The following is an 18,180-nucleotide window of genomic DNA, read 5'->3' on the forward strand; positions in this document are numbered from 1 at the left end:
CCATGAACAAGCCCATCGACGCCCGCCTGCTGCAGCCCTCCGAGGCCTTTGCCGACTACCTGACCAACACCGCCGCCCGCATCGACGTGGGCGCTGAAGCGCTGGCGCACGAGCGCGGCATGCGCGTGGGCATCAGTCGGCCTCACGAATCGGCGCACCTGCACGTGGCCGGTGAAGCGACTTACATCGACGACATTCCCGAACTCACCGGCACGCTGCATTGCGCGCTGGGCCTGTCGCCGGCCGCGAATGGCCGCGTCACGGCGCTGTCGCTCGACGCCATTCGCGCCATGCCGGGCGTGGTCGCGGTCATCACGGCTGACGACATTCCGGGCACCAACGACTGCGGCTCGATCATTCACGACGACCCGATCCTGCTGCCCGTGAACGACGGCGGCGAGATCCGCTACCTTGGCCAGCCGGTGTTCGCCGTGATCGCCGAAACCCGCGCCGACGCGCGCCGCGCCGCCGCGAAGGCCAAGGACGCGCTGACCATCGAGGCCCAGCCGCCCGTGCTCACGCCGCAGGCCGCGCACGAACGCGGCCAGTACGTGGTGCCGCCGATGCACATCGTGCGCAGCGGCGGTGCCGCCAACGAAGGCGACGAGGCCGCAGTGCGCACCGCCATCGCCAACGCGCCGCATCGCCACAAGGCCACGCTCGACGTGGGCGGGCAGGAACAGTTCTATCTCGAAGGCCAGATCAGCTACGCCATTCCGAAGGAAGGCGGCGCGCTGCACATCCATTGCTCCACGCAGCACCCGAGCGAGATGCAGCACCTGGTGGCGCATGCGATGCACCTGCAGTCGAACGAAGTGCATGTGGAATGCCGGCGCATGGGCGGCGGCTTTGGCGGCAAGGAGTCGCAGTCGGCACTGTTCGCCTGCGTGGCGGCCATCGCGGCGCGGCAGCTGCAGCGCCCCGTGAAGCTGCGGCTCGACCGCGACGACGACTTCATGGTCACGGGCCGGCGTCACTGCTTCTGGTACGAGTACGAAGTCGGCTACGACGACGAAGGCCGCATCCTCGGCGCAGAGATCACGATGGTCTCGCGCGCCGGCCACTCGGCCGACCTGTCGGGCCCGGTGATGACGCGTGCGCTGTGCCACTTCGACAACGCCTACTGGCTGCCCAACGTGGCCATGCACGGCTTCTCGGGCAAGACGAACACGCAGAGCAACACGGCCTTCCGCGGCTTCGGCGGTCCGCAGGGCGCGATCGCCATCGAGAACATCATGGACTCGGTGGCGCGCGAATTGAAGCGCGACCCGCTCGACGTGCGGCGCGTCAACTTCTATGGCAAGGCGGAGAACAACGTCACGCCGTATCGCCAGACCGTCACCGACAACATCGTCCACGAACTCGTGGCCGAGCTGGAAGCCAGCAGCGACTACCGCGCGCGGCGCGAAGACATCGCGGCCTTCAACAAGAAGAGCACGGTACTCAAGCGCGGCCTTGCGCTGGCACCGCTGAAGTTCGGCATCTCGTTCAACGTGAAGCACTTCAACCAGGCCGGCGCGCTGGTGCACGTGTACACCGACGGCTCGATCCTTGTGAACCACGGCGGAACCGAGATGGGGCAGGGCCTCAACACCAAGGTGGCGCAGGTGGTGGCGCACGAGCTGGGCGTGAGCTTCGAGCGCGTGCGCGTCACGGCGACCGACACGACCAAGGTGGCCAACACCTCGGCCACTGCCGCGTCGACCGGCGCCGACCTGAATGGCAAGGCCGCGCAGGACGCAGCCCGCCAGATTCGCGAGCGCCTGGCCGAGAGCGCGTCCGAGCGCCATGGCGGCAAGGCCAGTGAAGTGCGCTTTGCCAACGACAAGGTCGAGGTCAACGGCCGCACGCTGGCTTTCAGCACCGTGGTGGGTGAGGCGTATCTCGACCGCAAGCAGCTGTGGTCCGACGGCTTCTACGCCACGCCCGGCCTGAGCTGGGACAAGGACAAGATGCAGGGCCGCCCGTTCTACTACTACGCCTACGGCGCGGCGGTGAGCGAGGTGATCGTCGACACGCTCACCGGCGAGTGGAAGCTGCTGCGCGCCGACATCCTGCACGACGCGGGCAAGTCGCTGAATCCGGCGGTGGACATCGGCCAGGTCGAAGGTGCCTTCATCCAGGGCATGGGCTGGCTCACCACTGAAGAGCTGGTGTGGCACCCGCAAAGCGGCAAGCTCACCACGCACGCGCCCAGCACCTACAAGATTCCGACCGCCAACGACTGCCCGCCCGTGTTCAACGTGCGCCTGTTCGAAGGCCAGAATTTCGAAGACTCCATTCACCGCAGCAAGGCCGTGGGAGAACCGCCGCTGCTGCTGCCGTTCTCGGTGTTCTTCGCGATCCGCGATGCGGTGTCGGCGGTCGGTGGGCACAGGGTCGATCCGCCGCTGAAGGCGCCGGCCACCAGCGAGTCGATCCTCCGAGCCATCACCGCCGTGCAGGCGGTGGAACCCGCATCGGCCGAATGACAGCGGGCCGTGCTCGCACGGTCCGAGCTTCACTTCCACACCCGGTTTCGCCAAATGCTGCGCTGTATAACTGTTCGCACAGACAAGAAAGGTGTGAACAGCCATGAGAGACCAGGCGCTTTTCGACAAGATCGATCTTCATTTGATCCGGGTGCTTCACACCGTGCTGACCGACCGCAGCGTCTCGCGCGCAGCCATCCGCCTGGGCATGTACCAGCCGGCCGTCTCGGCCGCGCTGAAGCGCCTGCGCGAGCTGTCGGGCGATCCGCTCCTGGTGCGTTCGGGCTCGGGCATGGTGCCCACCGACGCGGGGCTGCGCATGATCGAGCCGGCTGCGAGCATTCTTCGCGCGGCCGAGATGCTGTTCTCGGATGCGCGGGGCTTCGAGCCGCAGTCGGCGGCCACCACCTTCCGCATCGCGGCCAGCGACTACATGGACCCGCTGTTCCTGCCCATGCTGGTGGCGCAGGTCAAGCGCGACGCACCGCTGTGCCAGATCGAGATCCACGCGCTCTCGCCCGACTCGGACTACCACGGCCACCTGGCACTCGGCCAGGTCGATCTGGTGATCGGCAACTGGCTCAAGCCGCCGGAAGACCTGCACATGGCGCGGCTCTTCGGCGACGAGGTGGTCTCGCTGGTCAACAAGGACCATCCGGCGGTGCGCCGCGGCTGGGACCTGGAGACATGGCTTGCGGCAGAGCACATCGCGCCCACGCCCATGCACCCGGGCGGGCGCGGCATCATCGACCAGATGCTCGACGAACTGGGTCGGCAGCGCAACATCACGGCGCGCTGCGCGCACTTCAGCCTCATTCCGGACATGGTGGCGTCGAGCCTGCTGGTGCTGACCACCGGGCGCCAGTACTGCGAGCGTTTTGCGTCGCGGCTGCCGCTGAAGATTCTCGATTGCCCCGTGGCGCTGCCGCGCCTCATGTACTACCAGCTCTGGCACGAGCGCACCCATTCGTCGAGCTCTGCGCGCTGGCTGCGCGAATGCATCAAGGACGTGGCGGCTTCGCTGCGGCCTCCGGCTTCCGCGATACCTGGCGCTGCGTTGCGCCCGCCCGCCGCCCCTGAAACCCCGGATCCCTGAGAAAACCCCGTTCGCGCCGGCGTCGTGAGCGGGGGAACGATGAAAACCGCCACTACAACAGCTGGAGACAAGCGAAATGAGTACGTTGGAACAGGCGCCGAAAGGCGCCGAGCCCCGCATCCCGGGGCATGTCGAGTCCGCGCGTCCGCGTGCGGCTGTGGGCAGCGCAAGCGGCTCGGGCCTGCTTGAACGCATGTTCAAGCTCAGTGCGCACAACACCACCGTGCGCACCGAGGTCATCGCGGGGCTCACCACCTTCCTGACGATGGCCTACATCATCTTCGTGAACCCGTCGATCCTCGGGGACGCGGGCATGCCGAAGGGCGCGGTCTTCGTCGCCACCTGCCTCATTGCGGCGCTGGGCACGCTCATCATGGGCCTGTACGCCAACTACCCGATTGCCATGGCGCCGGGCATGGGCCTGAACGCCTACTTCGCCTACGTGGTGGTGCTGGGCATGGGCTACACGTGGCAGGTTGCGCTGGGCGCGGTGTTCATCTCGGGCTGCCTGTTCCTGATCGTCACGGTCACGGGGTTGCGGGAGCTGTTCATACAGGGCATACCGCAGTCGTTGCGAACTGCGATCACCGTGGGCATCGGGATGTTCCTGGCGCTCATCGCGCTGAAGAGCGCCGGCGTGGTGGCAGCATCGCCCGCCACTTTCGTCACGCTGGGCGACCTGCACTCGGCGCCGGTGGTGCTGGCGACGCTGGGCTTTCTCATCATCGTGGCGCTCGACAAGCTCAAGGTGCGCGGCGCGATCCTGATCGGCATCGTCACGGTGACGGTGCTGTCGTTCTTCTTCGGCGGCAACAAGTTCCACGGCGTGTTCGATGCGCCGCCGTCCATCGCGCCCACCTTCATGCAGCTCGACATCCTGGGCGCGCTCAAGGGCGGCATCCTGAACGTGGTGCTGGTGTTCTTCCTGGTCGAGATGTTCGACGCCACCGGCACGCTGATGGGCGTGGCCAAACGCGCCGGCCTGCTGGTGCCGGGCAAGATGGAGCGCATGAACAAGGCGCTGCTGGCCGACAGCGGCGCGATCTTCGCCGGCTCGCTGCTCGGCACGTCGAGCACCACGGCCTACGTGGAAAGCGCGGCGGGCGTGCAGGCGGGCGGCCGCACCGGCCTCACGGCCGTGGTGGTGGCGCTGCTGTTCCTGGCCTGCCTGATGATCTCGCCGCTGGCGGGCTCGGTGCCGGCCTATGCCACCGCGCCGGCGCTGCTCTTCGTGGGCTGCCTGATGCTGCGCGACCTGGTCGAGCTCGACTGGGAAGACACCACCGAGGTGATCCCCGCCGCGGTGACCGCGCTGACGATGCCCTTCACCTACTCGATCGCCAACGGCCTGGCCTTCGGCTTCATCACGTACGCCGTGCTGAAGCTCTGCACCGGCCGGGCACGGGAAGTGCATGCGATGGTCTGGGTCATCGCCGCCGTGTTCCTGTTCAAGTTCGCCTATATCGGCGGACACTGATGCAATGAACTGAGCGAAGCGCCGTCGGGCGCCGATGGTCGCGGGAGCACGCTATTAAACTGATAGCTGTTCCCGCTTTGTTGCAGTTGAACGAGACAAATCCACGAAACCCGGCATGACAACCCCCAGACTCCAGCTCGCGAACATCACAAAGCGGTATCCCGCGGTGGTGGCGAACAGCGACATCTCCCTGGCCGTGCAGCCCGGCGAAATCCACGCCGTGCTCGGCGAGAACGGCGCCGGCAAGTCGACCCTGATGAAGATCATCTACGGGTCGGTCAAGCCCGACGAGGGCACCGTGATGTTCGATGGCCACGTCGTCAACCTGCGCAACCCGCAGCAGGCGAGGGCGCTGGGCATCAGCATGGTGTTTCAGCACTTCAGCCTGTTCGACACGCTCACCGTGGCCGAGAACGTCTGGCTGGGGCTCGACAAGTCGCTGCAACTGGCCGAGGTTGCGCGCAGCATCACCGCCAAGGCGAGCGAGTACGGGCTCGACATCGACCCCTCGCGCCCGGTGCACACGCTGTCGGTGGGCGAGATGCAGCGGGTGGAGATCATTCGCGCGCTGCTCACCAACCCCAAGCTGCTGATCCTCGATGAGCCGACCTCGGTGCTCACGCCGCAGGCGGTCATCAAGCTCTTCCATGTGCTGAACAAGCTGGCCTCCGAGGGCTGCAGCATCCTCTACATCAGCCACAAGCTGCACGAGATCCAGGAGCTGTGCAGCGCCTGCACCGTGCTGCGTGGCGGCAAGGTGACGGGGGTGTGCAATCCGCAGAACGAGAGCACGCAGTCGCTGTCGCGGCTGATGATCGGCAGCGAGCCGCCGCCGCTGCAGCACCGGCCGGTGCATGCGGGCGCAGTGGCGCTGCGCGTCGATGGGCTGTCGCTGGCGCGCGAAGACCAGTTCGGCATGGACCTCGAGGGCATCTCGTTCGAGGTTCGCGCGGGCGAGGTCGTCGGTATTGCAGGCGTCTCGGGCAACGGCCAGCGCGAACTGCTCTACACGCTCTCGGGCGAGGACGTGCGCGCCGAGGCCTCGATGGTCCGGGTGTTCGACAAGCCGGCCGGCCGGCTGCGCCCGCGCTCGCGTCGTGCGCTCGGCCTGCACTTCGTGCCCGAAGAGCGGCTGGGCCGCGGCGCGGTGCCCACGCTGGGGCTCGCACACAACCTGCTGCTCACGCGTAGCGATGCGGTGGGCCGGGGCGGGTGGATCCGCACCGGCGCGCTCGAGCGCCAGGCCAAGGCCATCATCGAGCGCTTCAAGGTCAAGGCCGGCGGGCCGCGCGCAGCGGCGCGTTCGCTCTCGGGCGGCAACCTGCAGAAGTTCATCGTCGGGCGCGAGATCGACGCCAACCCGAAGCTCTTCATCGTCTCGCAGCCGACCTGGGGCGTGGACGTGGGCGCGGCTGCGCTGATCCATGCGGAGATCCTTGCGCTGCGTGACGCCGGCTGCGCCGTGCTGGTCATCAGCGAGGAGCTCGACGAGCTGTTCAACATCTGCGACCGGCTGCACGTGATCGCCAAGGGGCGGCTGTCGCCCTCAATCGACCGCGCGGCTGCCACGCTGCCGCAGATCGGCGAATGGATGAGCGGGCTGTGGCAGACCTCTGGCAACAATGTCGGCCAGAAGGCGGAGGCCGCCCATGCTTAAGCTCGAACCCCGCCCGGAGCTGTCGCGCTTCTGGAGCTATGCCTCACCGATCCTGGCGTTGCTGATCACCGTGCTGATCGGCGTGGCGCTGTTCGCCGCGCTCGGCAAGGACCCGGTCAAGGGCCTGCTGGTGTTCTTCTACGAACCCATCAAGAGCGGCTACGCCATCGGCGAGTTGATGGTGAAGGCGACGCCGCTGCTCATCATCGCGCTCGGGCTGGCCGTGTGCTTCCGCTCGAACGTGTGGAACATCGGCGCCGAAGGGCAGTTCGTGTTCGGTGCCATCGCGGCGGGCGGCGTGGCGCTGCTGGCCGACAAGACCACGGGGCAGTGGATCGTGGTGGCTATTTTGCTGGCCGGCATCCTTGGCGGCATGGTGTGGGCGGGCATCGTCGCGTTCCTGCGCGACAAGTACAACGCCAACGAAATCCTGGTGAGCCTGATGCTGGTCTACGTGGCCACGCTGCTGCTGGGCTACATGGTCTATGGACCATGGAAAGACCCGAACGGCTACAACTTCCCGCAGACCAAGACTTTCGAGGCAGTCACGCAGATTCCGCGCTTGTTCAAGGGCTCGCGCGTGAGCATCGGACTGGTCATCGCGCTGGTGGGGGCGGGGGCGCTGTGGGTGTTCCTGTTCCGCACGCGCGCCGGTTTCGCGCAGCAGGTCGGCGGGCTGGCACCGGCGGCCTCGCGGTATGCGGGCTTCTCGGCGCGGCGCGCGGTGTGGATTGCGCTGCTGACTTCGGGCGGCGCGGCCGGCCTGGCAGGTGCGCTCGAAGTGGCCGGGCCGCTCGGCCAGCTCACACCCTATGTGCCGGCGGGCTACGGCTTCGCGGCCATCATCGTGGCCTTCGTCGGGCGGCTGCATCCGGTGGGCATGATCTTCTCGGCCATCCTGATGAGCATGTTCTATATCGGCGGCGAGCTTGCGCAGTCGCGGCTGGGCCTGCCCAAGTCGCTGACCGGTGTGTTCCAGGGGCTGCTGCTGTTCACGCTGCTGGCTTGCGACACGCTCATTGCGTACCGCATCCGGCGCAAGGCGGCCGCGAAGGCCGCCACCATGACCACCGCCTCGCTGCAAGCGAGCACGCCGATCACCGCACCCGTCGCGCGTGCCACCGAAGGGAGCCACTGAACATGGAAAGCTACGCACTCCTGCTCGGCTCCACGCTGAGCGCGGGCACCGTGCTCGCCATCGCGGCGCTGGGCCTGCTCATCAACGAGAAGGCCGGCATCGTCAACCTCGGCGCCGAGGGAATGATGCTGTGCGCAGCGATCGCCGGCTTCGCAACGGTCGTCACCACGCACAACCCCTGGCTCGGCTTCCTGGCCGGCATGGCGGCGGGCGCCTTGCTCGCAGCCTTCTTCGGCGTGCTGGTGATCTGGCTCAACACCAACCAGTACGCAACGGGCCTGGCGCTGAGCCTGTTCGGCGTCGGCTTCTCTGCCTTTGCCGGCATCAACTTCGTGCAGGCCAAGCTGCCGGAAAGCACGTCGTACGCGATCCCCGTGTTGAGCGACATTCCGCTCGTTGGCCCCGCATTGTTCCGCCATCACCCGATGGTGTATTTCGCGGTGGTGCTGACCCTGGCGTTGATCTGGTTCCTGTACCGCACGCGTGCCGGCCTGGTGCTGCGCTCGGTCGGCGAATCGCCCGAGTCGGCGCATGCGCTGGGCTACCCGGTGCGGCGCATCCGTTTCATGGCGGTGATTGCGGGCGGCTCGCTGTGCGGGCTCGCGGGCGCGTATCTGTCGACCGTGTATACGCCGCTGTGGGTCGAGGGCATGGTGGCCGGCCGCGGCTGGATCGCGCTGGCGCTCACCACCTTCGCCACCTGGCGGCCGGTTCGCGTGCTGCTGGGTGCGTATCTTTTCGGCGGCGTGTCGATGCTGGGCTTTCATTTGCAGAGCAGCGGCGTCGACGTGCCCTCGCAGTTCCTCAGCATGCTGCAGTACATCGCGCCCATCGTGGTGCTGGCGCTGATCTCGCGCAACCCGGCCTTCATCCGCGCCAACATGCCGGCTTCCATCGGGAAACCGTTCTACCCCGGCTCATAATCGCGTTTCGTTTTCCGCCAACCTGTCCTTTTGAGGATTTCCGACAATGAATGATCTGAACAAGCGCTCCCTGCTCAAGCTGGCCGCTCTCACTGCGGTCGCTTCGGCGGCCCTGATCGGCTGCGGCAAGAAAGAAGAAGCGGCAGCACCGGCCGCGGCGCCCGCGCCGGCCCCGGCACCTGCTGCGGCCGCTCCGGCTCCGGCAGCGCCGCTGAACATCGCATTCGCCTATGTCGGACCGGTGGGCGACGGCGGCTGGACCTTCGCGCACGACAACGCCCGCAAGGCGCTCGAGAAGGAATTCGGCGACAAGATCAAGACCACCTTCGTCGAAAGCGTGCCCGAGGGCGCCGACGCAGAGCGCGTGTTCCGCGACATGGTCGGCCAGGGCAACAAGCTGATCTTCGGCACCACCTTCGGCTACATGGAGCCCATGCTCAAGGTCGCGGCCGACAGCAAGGAAGTGAAGTTCGAGCACGCCACCGGCTACAAGACCTCGGACAACATGCGCACCTATGACAGCCGCACGTACGAGGGCGCGTACATGGCAGGCGTCATTGCCGGCGCCATGACCAAGAGCAACACGCTGGGCGTGGTCGGCTCGGTGCCGATTCCCGAAGTGCTGCGCAACATCAACAGCTTCACGCTGGGCGCGCAGTCGGTCAACCCGAAGATCACGACCAAGGTCGTGTGGGTGAACGAGTGGTTCAGCCCGCCCAAGGAAACCGAAGCCGCAACCGCCCTCATCAACGGCGGCGCCGACGTGCTGTTCCAGAACACCGACTCGCCTGCCGTGCTCAAGACCGCACAGGAAAAGGGCAAGCGCGCCTTCGGCTGGGATTCGGACATGACCGCCTACGGTCCCAAGGCCCACCTGGCCTCGGCCACCATCAACTGGGCTCCGTACTACATCAAGGCCACCCAGGAAGCGCTGGACGGCAAGTGGGCCACCGGCCAGAGCTGGTGGGGCGTGAAGGAAGGCGCCATCGACCTCGTGTCGATCGCCGAAGACGTGCCGGCCGAAACCAAGGCCAAGGTCGAGGCCGTGAAGAAGGGCCTGAAGGACGGCAGCTTCGTGATCTGGAAGGGCCCGATCCTCGGCCAGGACGGCAAGGAAGTGGTTGCCAAGGACGCAGTGGCCGACGACAAGTTCCTGTCGGGCGTGAACTTCTACGTCAAGGGCGTCGAAGGCAAGGTGCCGGGCGGCGACAAGAAATAAGCTCGCCCCCAGGCTTCGCGCACTCCGTGTCGCTACGCCAACCCCCTACCGGGGGCGACACCTGAGGCCCGGCGGAGCCGGTTCCTCGGTGTCCGCGAATCGGCCACGTTCGCGAGCGAGGGCGCTTATACATTCAAAAGTTCTAAACTCCCGCGCGTTGCGCGGGTTTTCTTTTTTGGGGCGACCCAGTTGAAAAGTCCTCGCGTCCGCTACAGTAACAATTAGTGTCTAATTCGCGTTCCTGCCGCAGCGCAGATCGCGGCCGCAGCACGCTCCGGAGGACTCTCAACGATCCATCACGACGAGACTGAAATGCAGGATGCCGTCACCAACCCCACGCACGCAGTGTCGCAATCATCATTGCCGAATCCGTTGGAGATTCCGGGCTACGAGTTGCTTGAGGAGCTAGGCGCCGGCGGCTATGGCACCGTGTATCGCGCGCTGCAGAAGAACACGGGCACCGTGGTCGCAATCAAGGTCGTGAAGCTGCAGGTCGGCAGCCAGCGCGTTGCACGTTTTCACCGCGAGACGAAGCTCTGCGCCTCGCTGCACCACCCGCACATCGTCCAGTTGCTCGACAAGGGCGAGCAGGGCCCATGCGTCTATGGCGTCTTCGAGTACGTGCCGGGTGAAACGCTCACCAGCCTGATCCGGCGCAAGGGCGCGCTGACGGCCACCGAGACCGCCCACCTCATGGCGGAAGTGCTGGACGCACTGGACTGCGCACACAGCGCAGGCATCGTGCACCGCGACCTGAAGCCCGACAACGTGATGGTCACCTTCACCGGTGCCGTCCCACATGCGAAGGTGCTCGACTTCGGCATCAGCACCGTCATTCCCTCGAACAGGGGCGCCGAGTTCCCTACGCTCACGATGACCGACGAGTCTCTGGGCACGCCGGCCTACAGCGCGCCCGAGCAACTGCGCGGCGAGCCGCCCGGCGTCAAGTCCGATATCTACGCCTGGGGGCTGATGTTCATCGAGTGCCTGACGGGCGTGCCCGCTATTCGAGGCGCATCGGCGGCAGAAATTCTTCACCAGCAACTGAGCCCGCAAGAGGTGCCTCTGCCGGCGGAAATCGCCAGCCATCCGGTGGCCTCCGTGTTGCGCCAGGCATTGAGGAAAAAGGCGGCCGACCGCAGCGATTCAGCAGCCACGCTTCTGGCCGAACTCGGGCGCCTGCGGCTTGACGACCTGGTGGGCGTGCTGCGATCGGCGAAGCAGGCGCAAGACGAAGCTCTCAGCCACACCGTGGCCACCACGCGCGGGTTTTCCGAAAAGCGGCAGCTCACCGTGCTGTGCTGCAGCGTCTCCGTCTGGCCGGACGCCGGCGCGGACGAAGAGGGCATCGACGACGCCTTGCCCTCCGACATTGAAAACCTGGAGCTGCTGCAGCGCAACGAGCTCACCCTGTTCGCGGAAACCGCCACGCGGCGCGGCGGATTGCTGGCCGGCACGCTGGGCGACCGGATGATCGTGCTCTTCGGCTATCCGCACGCCAGCGACACCGATGCGCGGCAGGCCGGCATGACGGCGCTGGAGCTGATCGACCTGAGCCGCGAGCGCTCGGCCGCCATCGAGCAGGCGCACGGCGTGCACCTGGGCATTCGCATGGGCATGCACACCGGCATGGCGGTGGTGGCCGCCGGAGAAATCCCGTCGGGCCATGCCGTCAACGTCGCGGTGCGGCTCGAGGGCGTGGCCGATACCGGCACGCTGCTGGCAAGCGAAAGCAGCTACCGGCTGCTGGGCCGCCATGCGCGTTTCGACAAGGCCGGCAACGTGACCCTGCCGGGGCAGTCCGGCGGCATCCAGACCTACCGCCTGGGCGGCGAACAGCAGGCGCCCGCGCCGCATGGATCCGTGGAGCAGGCACTGCACAACGCGTGCATCGGACGCGAGCCCGAACTGCAACAGCTGCGCGCCGCATGGGCGCAGGCCCGGCAAGGCCACGGCGGCGCGGTGTGGGTCCGCGGCGAGCCCGGCATCGGCAAGTCGTGCCTTGCCGACGTGCTGCGCGAGCAGGTGGCGCGGGAAGGCTGGCAGACCGTCAGCGCGCAGTGCCAGCCCGAGAACCAGAACAACGCGCTGACGCCGTTCCTGACGCTGCTGCGCCAGCGCCTCGAAGCCGCACCGGACGCAACCACGCCCGACGCCCGGCGCGAGCGGCTGCGCGAGGCCCTGCAGGCCGCCGGCTGCGACGCCGAAGCGGTACTGCCGATCTTCTGCGCGTGGCTGTCTCTCCCACTGGGCGATCGCGCACCCAGCCAGGTGTCTCCCGCGATGCAGAAGGGATTGCTGCTGCAGTCGACCGCACAGTGGCTGCTGCACATGGCCGAGGCGGCGCCGCTGCTGCTCCTGCTCGAAGACGTGCACTGGGCCGACCCCACCAGCATCGAGTTCGTCGAGCAACTGGTTGCCCAATTGCCGCAGCAACGCGTGCTGCTGGTGCTGACCGCGCGGCCCGAATGGGTGAAGCCGCCGGCGCTGCAGGCCGAGTGCATCGAGGTGCGTCGGCTCGAAGACGCGCAGGCCGCCGAACTGGCCCGGCAGGCGCTGGCGCCAAGAGTCGCCGCGCAGCAGGTGATCGACAACGTGGTCGCGCGCACCGACGGCGTGCCGCTGTTCATCCAGGAAATGGCGCGCATGCTGCTCGACGCCTACCTGGTGGAACAGGAGGGCGTCTGGGTCTTCAAGGACACGGCGCAGCCGGCTGCCATTCCGGTCACGCTGCGCGACTCTCTGGTCAGCCGCTTCGACCGGCTGGGCTCCGTCAAGGGCCTGCTGCAGCTGGCAGCCACCATCGGGCGGCAGTTCGATGCCGAATTGCTGTGCGCCTGTTCGGGCAAGTCGCCCGAAGCGATGGACAAGGACATGGCCGTGCTGCTCGACGCGGGGCTCGTGGCCCCGGCCGGGCCGCCGGGCGCCTTCATCTTCCGCCACGCGCTGATCCGCGACACCGCCTACGAATGCATGCTCGACGCGCAGCGCCGGCAACAGCACCGCAACGTCGCGCAGACGCTGCTGAGCAGCCAGCCTCAGCGCGTGGCCAGCGAGCCGGGCAGCGTGGCCCAGCACTGGGCCGATGCGGGCGAGCATGCGGAGGCCGTCGCGCTGGCCGTGCGGCAGCTGCTCATTACCCAGCACCGCTCGCTGAACGACGAAACCATTGCCTATGCCCAGCACATCGACGGCTGGATGGCGCACCTGGACAGCGCCGCGCAGCGCGAGGCGCGGCTCGATGTGAACAGCTACGTCACGCAGGCCATGATGAACAAGTACGGCTGGGCGCATGCGCAGGTGGTGGACCGCATCGCCCTGTCGCAAGAGCTGCTCTCCGACGACGTGGCGCGGGAGAAGCAGGTGCAGCACCTGTGGACGCTGATCACCTTCCACCACGTCGCGAGCAATCGCGCCGAGGTGCAGCAGCTGAGCAACCGGCTGCTCGACCACGCCACCCAGCAGCAGGACGAGGGCGTGTTCGTCGCGGCGCAAACGTACCTCGGGCTCGCGCACTATTCCGACGGCTATTTCGAGCGCGCCGAGCAGTCGCTGACGGACGGCATCGAGCGCTACAGCCCCGAGGGGCATGCGCACCATGCCGCCTACTTCGGCTTCGACACCCGCGTGTGGGCGACCACGGGGCGCGCACTCGTGCGCTGGTTCGCGGGCCACGATGCGGCCGCGCGCGCCGACGCCACCAATGCCGTGCGCTGGGCTCGCGAGATGTCGCACATTCCGTCGCTGAGCATGGCCCTGCTGTACCAGAGCCTTGGCCATCAGGGCCGCAACGACAAGGCGCGGGCGCTGGTGAGCACGGGCGAGCTGCTCGGCATCACCGAGCGCTACGGCCTGCCGGCATTCCAGGGCTACGCGGCAATCATCCGCTGCTGGGCCACCGGCGACGTCGACAACATCGCGCAGGCCGACGGCTGGGTGCAGGCGCTGTGGGGCATGGGCTGCCGCTATTGCCAGACCTACTACCGCGCCTTTGCCGCCGACACGCTGGCCGCCAATGGCCGCTGGGGCGAGGCGCTGGAGCGGATCGACGAGTGCCTGCGCCTGGCGGACGAGCTCAAGGAAGGGCTCTACAGGTCCGAGCTCCATCTGCAGAAGGCCCGCTACCTGCAGGCCTCGGGCGGCGAACACGACGCAGTGGCCGAGTGCTTCTCGCAGGCCGCCAACGTCGCGCGCGAGGGTGCGAAGTACAGAACCGAATACGAAGCCCTGGCGGCGTTGCAGGCACTGGCACCCGCCGGGCACAACGTGGCTGGACGCCTCAAGGAGCTGGCCGACCTGCGGCCGGAACTGTCGTCGCGCATGCCCGTGCATGCGCCTGTTTCTCGAACCATGTCTTGAACCAAGGATGAAGTCACCATGACCTTTCAAAGCCAAGCTGCCGACCCTTTGCTCGAATTCCGCCTTGCCTACCTGCGCGGCATTGCCAAATCGTGGCAAGACGACGCCTATCGCACAAAGCTGCTCGGCGCGTCGGACATCCAGCAGATGCTGCACGACGACTTCGGCCTGCCGACGCAGTGGCCGCTGCTCGACATCTCGCTCTTCCAGGACCCCAATCCGGACATGCGCGCCGCATGGAAGCCGATGCTGACGTCCGGCTGGGTCGGCCCTGACGATTCCTTCGTCATCGTGCTGCCGCAGGCACCGTCGTCGCAGGCCACGGAGGCCCTGGCTGCTTACTACCAGCTGTTCCCCGACTTCATGGGCCCCGCCGCTGCCTACGAAAAGCCGCCCGGCGTCGTTGGGGGGGCGCTGCCCACCGGCCTCGGCATTCCTGGCGGCGGCGACGGTTCGTTGCTGGCGTTCGGTGGCGTGGTGCTGCGTGCCGTCGCCCTCGCATGGCAATCGCCGGAGTTCCTCTTCGACCTGACGCGCGACCCCGACGCCGACAAGGCGCCCGTGCTGAGCCAATGGCTGGGCTACAACAACCCGTTCAACTTCAAGATCCTGTTCACGACCAACTCCGCCTTCACATGGGACGCAGCGAAGGGCGAATGGAACCTGGAGGGCGCCAACGGCTCGCTGATCAAGAACGGCATCCGTCTCAACTACCCGACTGCTCCGGTGGAAGTGGAGCTGCGGCCGATCGCGCTCACCTCGTACAACAACACGGGCCCGGCCTATCCCTTCACCTGCTGAGTCCGCTGCCGAACAGGGGCAGGCCACGGGCGCGCTGCAAGGCGCCTCGGCCACGCTCCTGCTGACGCTGGCCGCGCGTGCCGACTCCGGCAGCGTGGCCGATGCGTCGGTGTTTTCCGATCCCGAGGCGCGGCGCATCGCGGCGTCGCTGCCTTTCGATCTGTCGGCTTACGCGAAGGACGCGGCATTCGTCAGGAGCGTTGTCCTGCGTGCCGCACTGTTCGACCGCTATGCGGCCGAGTTCCTCGCGGCCCACCCTACCGGCCTGTGCATCACGCTCGGCGCGGGGCTTTGCACCCGGCGCAGCCGCCTCGGGGCCGCCGTGACGGCGAATTCCCGCTGGCTGAACATCGATCTGCCTGAAGCCATCAGCCTGCGGGAGCAGCACATCGCGCGTCATGAGGGCGAGAGCGACCTCGCATGCTCGGTGCTCGACGACGCGTGGTTCGACGCCGCCGACCTGCCCGGCGAGCGGCCCGTGCTCGCGATGCTGGAGGGTGTCTGCCCCTATCTTCTGCAGGCGCCGCTGGAGGCGCTTCTGCGCCGGTTGGCCACGCGCTTCGAACACACCACAACGCCATGTGTCGTCGTGCTCGACCACGTGCATCCAGTGTTTGCGCGCATGCCCATGGAGGTGGGCGGCATGCGGTTGCCGGTGGTGTCGGGCTTCGAGGATGGCGCCCGCATCGCAGGCCTGCATCCGGCGATGCGAGTGCTGTCCGAAGACCATATCTACGCGCAATTCTCGGAACAGCATCGGCTGTTCGAGGCGGCGTTCCGGGCCACGACGGGGGCCTGGCCCTATGCCGTCGTGCGCCTCGCGCTGGGCCTGAAAGACGATGAGTAGCGCTGCGGCGGCGCCGGATTTCTTCGGCGAGGTTTTCCGTTGGCACGACAAGTACCTGCCGCCGGTGGTGCTGCAGGACCGCCTGCTGCTGCCCAGCGAGAACGACCTGTCGGTGCTCGGCTCGCCGGGAGTCATGGCCGTCGAACGCGTGCTGCGCGAGGGCGTCAGCCTCGCCACCTATTGCCGCACCGAAGGTGCGGCCGCACTGCTTGCACAGATGCTGCATGCGCTCGAGGCGTTGACGCGCCAGGGGCTCGTGCGACCCGTTGCGATGGACGGCAGCGAGCCCTACCTTGTGCCCGATTTTTCGGCGGTGCATGTGCGCACGGCCATCTCCGACCACGTGGATGTCATCGCGCTGTCGAACGCGGTGAGCGGCGACGCGGCAAGCGGCTGGGCGCAGGCGTTCGCCGACACCGGCCTCACCCTCGTTTTTTGCGACGACTACCTCGACCCCCGGCTCGGCACCATCGATGCGCAGCAGCGCGCCTCGGGTCGTCCCTGGCTGCTGGTCAAGCCCACCGGCGAACAGGCCATGGCTGGCCCATTCTTCAGGCCGGGCGCGGCGACGGCCGGCCCCTGCTGGCATTGCCTCGCGCACCGCTGGCTGAGGAACCGGCCGGCGCGTGCATGGTGGCAGGCGCGGCATGGCACCCCGGGCAGCGGCCTGCCGGTGCGGGCAGGCGCCCGGCTAGTCGCCGAACGTCTCGGCCAGTTGCTGCCCATAGCGCAGCAGATCGCCACGCATGCGGACGCACACGTGTGGACACTGGATTCGCCGCAACCGCATTCCGTCGCCGCCCGCCCCCAGTGCCCGCACTGCGGAACGCCGGGGCTCGTGGTGCAGCGGCAGCGCGAGCGCATCGTGCTGGAGTCTGGCCCGCCCATCGCCCGGCGCGATGGCGGCTGGCGCACGGTGCCGGCCTCGGTCACGGTGGCGCGGCTGGCGCCACACGTCAGCCCGCTGTGCGGCGTGATCGCGCAGATCGCGCCGCTGAACGCCGAGTCGGAGGGCGCGCTGACCGTCTATCGCAGCGAAATTTTCAGGACGCCGCCGCCCGGCGACGATCTTTTGCCCGGCGTGCTGACCCAGATCTGCCTCGGCAAGGGCATGTCGATGGACCAGTCCCGCGCCAGCGCGCTGTGCGAGGCGGTCGAGCGCTATGCCGCCTTCCATCAGGGCGACGAAGCCTCGGTCGTGGCCTTCGCCGCCGACCTCGATGCGCGCTGCATCCAGCCGCAGGCGCTGGCGCTCTTCAGCGACCGGCAACGCGAGCGATTCGACACGGCGCAGAAGCCTCCGCATGCCGTGGCGTCGTCCGTGTCGTCCGGGCCCGCATGGTGGACGCCTGCCTGGTCGCTCACGGCCGATGAGCGCTGCTACCTGCCGCTGGCCTTCTGCTTTGCCCATGCGCCGGCGCAAAGCCAGTGCCACGTCAGCTGGACATCGAACGGCTGCGCCGCCGGGAACACGCGCGAGGAAGCCATCCTGCAGGGCTTTCTCGAACTGGTGGAGCGCGATGCCGCCGCCATCTGGTGGTACGGCGAAGTTCCCAGGCCGGCCATCGACCTCGGCGGCCTGTCCGACGAAATCCGCCAGCGCGTCGAACGCACCTGCGGCCCGCAATGGGAGCGCTGGGTGCTCGATATCACCCACGATTTCGGCATTCCGGTGGCGGTTGCCATCGGCCGGCATCTGCAGACGGGCGCGTGGGCCATCGGCTTCGGCTGCAGCCCCGACCGTGCGCTGGCCTGCGAGCGCGCGCTCACCGAAATGAGCCAGCTGATCGCGGCCGGCAAGACCTTCGCGATGCAGCGTGCCGCCGGGGAAGCCGGGGAAGCCGGGGAAGCCAGGGAAGCCAGGGAAGCCAGGGAAGAAGGCCCGCCGCGCTTTCTCATGCCATCGGACGCGGGCAACGTAGTGCCGGCGCCAGCCGCGCGCACGGACATCGCCGGGGAGATCCGGCGCTGCGTTGCCATTGCCGCTGCGCTCGGCCTGGAAACCATCGTCCTGGACCACACGCGCCCCGACGTTCCCCTGCACACTGTGAAGGTGGTCGTGCCGGGGCTGTGCCACATCTGGCCGGAGCTGGGCAATCCGCGCCTGTACCGCGTTCCAGTCGCCATGGGATGGCGCGACACTCCGGTGTGCGAAAGCGACCTGAATCCGCAGGCGCTGTACGTCTGATACG

Annotated in this window: 11 protein-coding genes; all 11 read left to right on the forward strand. The window is 67.6% G+C overall.

Going from position 1 to position 18,180, the window contains the following annotated elements:
- Positions 1 to 2 precede the first annotated feature (2 nt).
- Positions 3 to 2,471, forward strand: a complete 2,469-nt coding sequence (gene xdhB, locus BMW87_RS30230; RefSeq protein ID WP_093081400.1) for a xanthine dehydrogenase molybdopterin binding subunit — start codon at positions 3 to 5, stop codon at positions 2,469 to 2,471.
- A 103-nt stretch (positions 2,472 to 2,574) separates the two neighbouring features.
- On the forward strand, positions 2,575 to 3,567 hold the full coding sequence (locus BMW87_RS30235; protein ID WP_093081403.1) for a LysR family transcriptional regulator: 993 nt from the start codon (positions 2,575 to 2,577) through the stop codon (positions 3,565 to 3,567).
- A gap of 76 nt (positions 3,568 to 3,643) precedes the next feature.
- Positions 3,644 to 5,044, forward strand: coding sequence for an NCS2 family permease (locus tag BMW87_RS30240; RefSeq protein ID WP_093058841.1), 1,401 nt, complete (start codon positions 3,644 to 3,646; stop codon positions 5,042 to 5,044).
- A gap of 115 nt (positions 5,045 to 5,159) precedes the next feature.
- Positions 5,160 to 6,701, forward strand: coding sequence for an ABC transporter ATP-binding protein (locus tag BMW87_RS30245; RefSeq protein ID WP_093058840.1), 1,542 nt, complete (start codon positions 5,160 to 5,162; stop codon positions 6,699 to 6,701).
- Positions 6,694 to 7,839, forward strand: a complete 1,146-nt coding sequence (locus BMW87_RS30250; RefSeq protein ID WP_093058839.1) for an ABC transporter permease — start codon at positions 6,694 to 6,696, stop codon at positions 7,837 to 7,839. Before BMW87_RS30245 ends, BMW87_RS30250 begins: the two co-directional genes overlap by 8 nt.
- A gap of 2 nt (positions 7,840 to 7,841) precedes the next feature.
- Positions 7,842 to 8,762 carry an ABC transporter permease gene (locus BMW87_RS30255; RefSeq protein ID WP_093058838.1) on the forward strand — a complete coding sequence of 307 codons (921 nt, stop codon included), beginning with the start codon at positions 7,842 to 7,844 and terminating at the stop codon, positions 8,760 to 8,762.
- A gap of 46 nt (positions 8,763 to 8,808) precedes the next feature.
- Positions 8,809 to 9,981: a BMP family ABC transporter substrate-binding protein gene (locus BMW87_RS30260; RefSeq protein WP_093058837.1), complete on the forward strand. Its 1,173-nt coding sequence runs from the start codon at positions 8,809 to 8,811 to the stop codon at positions 9,979 to 9,981.
- Between the two features lie 312 nt (positions 9,982 to 10,293).
- A complete protein-coding gene (locus BMW87_RS30265) occupies positions 10,294 to 14,340 on the forward strand; it encodes a TOMM system kinase/cyclase fusion protein (protein WP_093081405.1) in 4,047 nt (1,348 codons plus the stop codon).
- Between the two features lie 18 nt (positions 14,341 to 14,358).
- Positions 14,359 to 15,141: a BMA_0021/BMA_0022 family TOMM bacteriocin gene (locus BMW87_RS30270; RefSeq protein ID WP_093081408.1), complete on the forward strand. Its 783-nt coding sequence runs from the start codon at positions 14,359 to 14,361 to the stop codon at positions 15,139 to 15,141.
- Positions 15,142 to 15,235: 94 nt separating this feature from the next.
- Entirely contained in the window at positions 15,236 to 15,988 is a 753-nt protein-coding gene (locus BMW87_RS30275) for a class I SAM-dependent methyltransferase (protein ID WP_093081410.1), read from the forward strand.
- Positions 15,981 to 18,176 (forward strand): TOMM precursor leader peptide-binding protein, encoded by a 2,196-nt coding sequence (locus BMW87_RS30280; protein WP_093081413.1) that lies wholly within the window; start codon positions 15,981 to 15,983, stop codon positions 18,174 to 18,176. The genes BMW87_RS30275 and BMW87_RS30280 overlap by 8 nt, the downstream gene beginning before the upstream one ends.
- The last annotated feature ends 4 nt before the right edge of the window (positions 18,177 to 18,180 follow it).

Source organism: Variovorax sp. OV084 (assembly GCF_900111625.1).
In the GTDB taxonomy this organism is placed as follows: Bacteria; Pseudomonadota; Gammaproteobacteria; order Burkholderiales; family Burkholderiaceae_C; genus Variovorax.

Excerpts from the sequence above, each read along its gene's own strand:
- xdhB (WP_093081400.1), top strand. The coding sequence starts at position 3 with ATGAACAAGCCCATCGACGCCCGCCTGCTGCAGCCCTCCGAGGCCTTT.
- BMW87_RS30235 (WP_093081403.1), top strand. The coding sequence starts at position 2,575 with ATGAGAGACCAGGCGCTTTTCGACAAGATCGATCTTCATTTGATCCGG.
- BMW87_RS30240 (WP_093058841.1), top strand. The coding sequence starts at position 3,644 with ATGAGTACGTTGGAACAGGCGCCGAAAGGCGCCGAGCCCCGCATCCCG.
- BMW87_RS30245 (WP_093058840.1), top strand. The coding sequence starts at position 5,160 with ATGACAACCCCCAGACTCCAGCTCGCGAACATCACAAAGCGGTATCCC.
- BMW87_RS30250 (WP_093058839.1), top strand. The coding sequence starts at position 6,694 with ATGCTTAAGCTCGAACCCCGCCCGGAGCTGTCGCGCTTCTGGAGCTAT.
- BMW87_RS30255 (WP_093058838.1), top strand. The coding sequence starts at position 7,842 with ATGGAAAGCTACGCACTCCTGCTCGGCTCCACGCTGAGCGCGGGCACC.
- BMW87_RS30260 (WP_093058837.1), top strand. The coding sequence starts at position 8,809 with ATGAATGATCTGAACAAGCGCTCCCTGCTCAAGCTGGCCGCTCTCACT.
- BMW87_RS30265 (WP_093081405.1), top strand. The coding sequence starts at position 10,294 with ATGCAGGATGCCGTCACCAACCCCACGCACGCAGTGTCGCAATCATCA.
- BMW87_RS30270 (WP_093081408.1), top strand. The coding sequence starts at position 14,359 with ATGACCTTTCAAAGCCAAGCTGCCGACCCTTTGCTCGAATTCCGCCTT.
- BMW87_RS30280 (WP_093081413.1), top strand. The coding sequence starts at position 15,981 with ATGAGTAGCGCTGCGGCGGCGCCGGATTTCTTCGGCGAGGTTTTCCGT.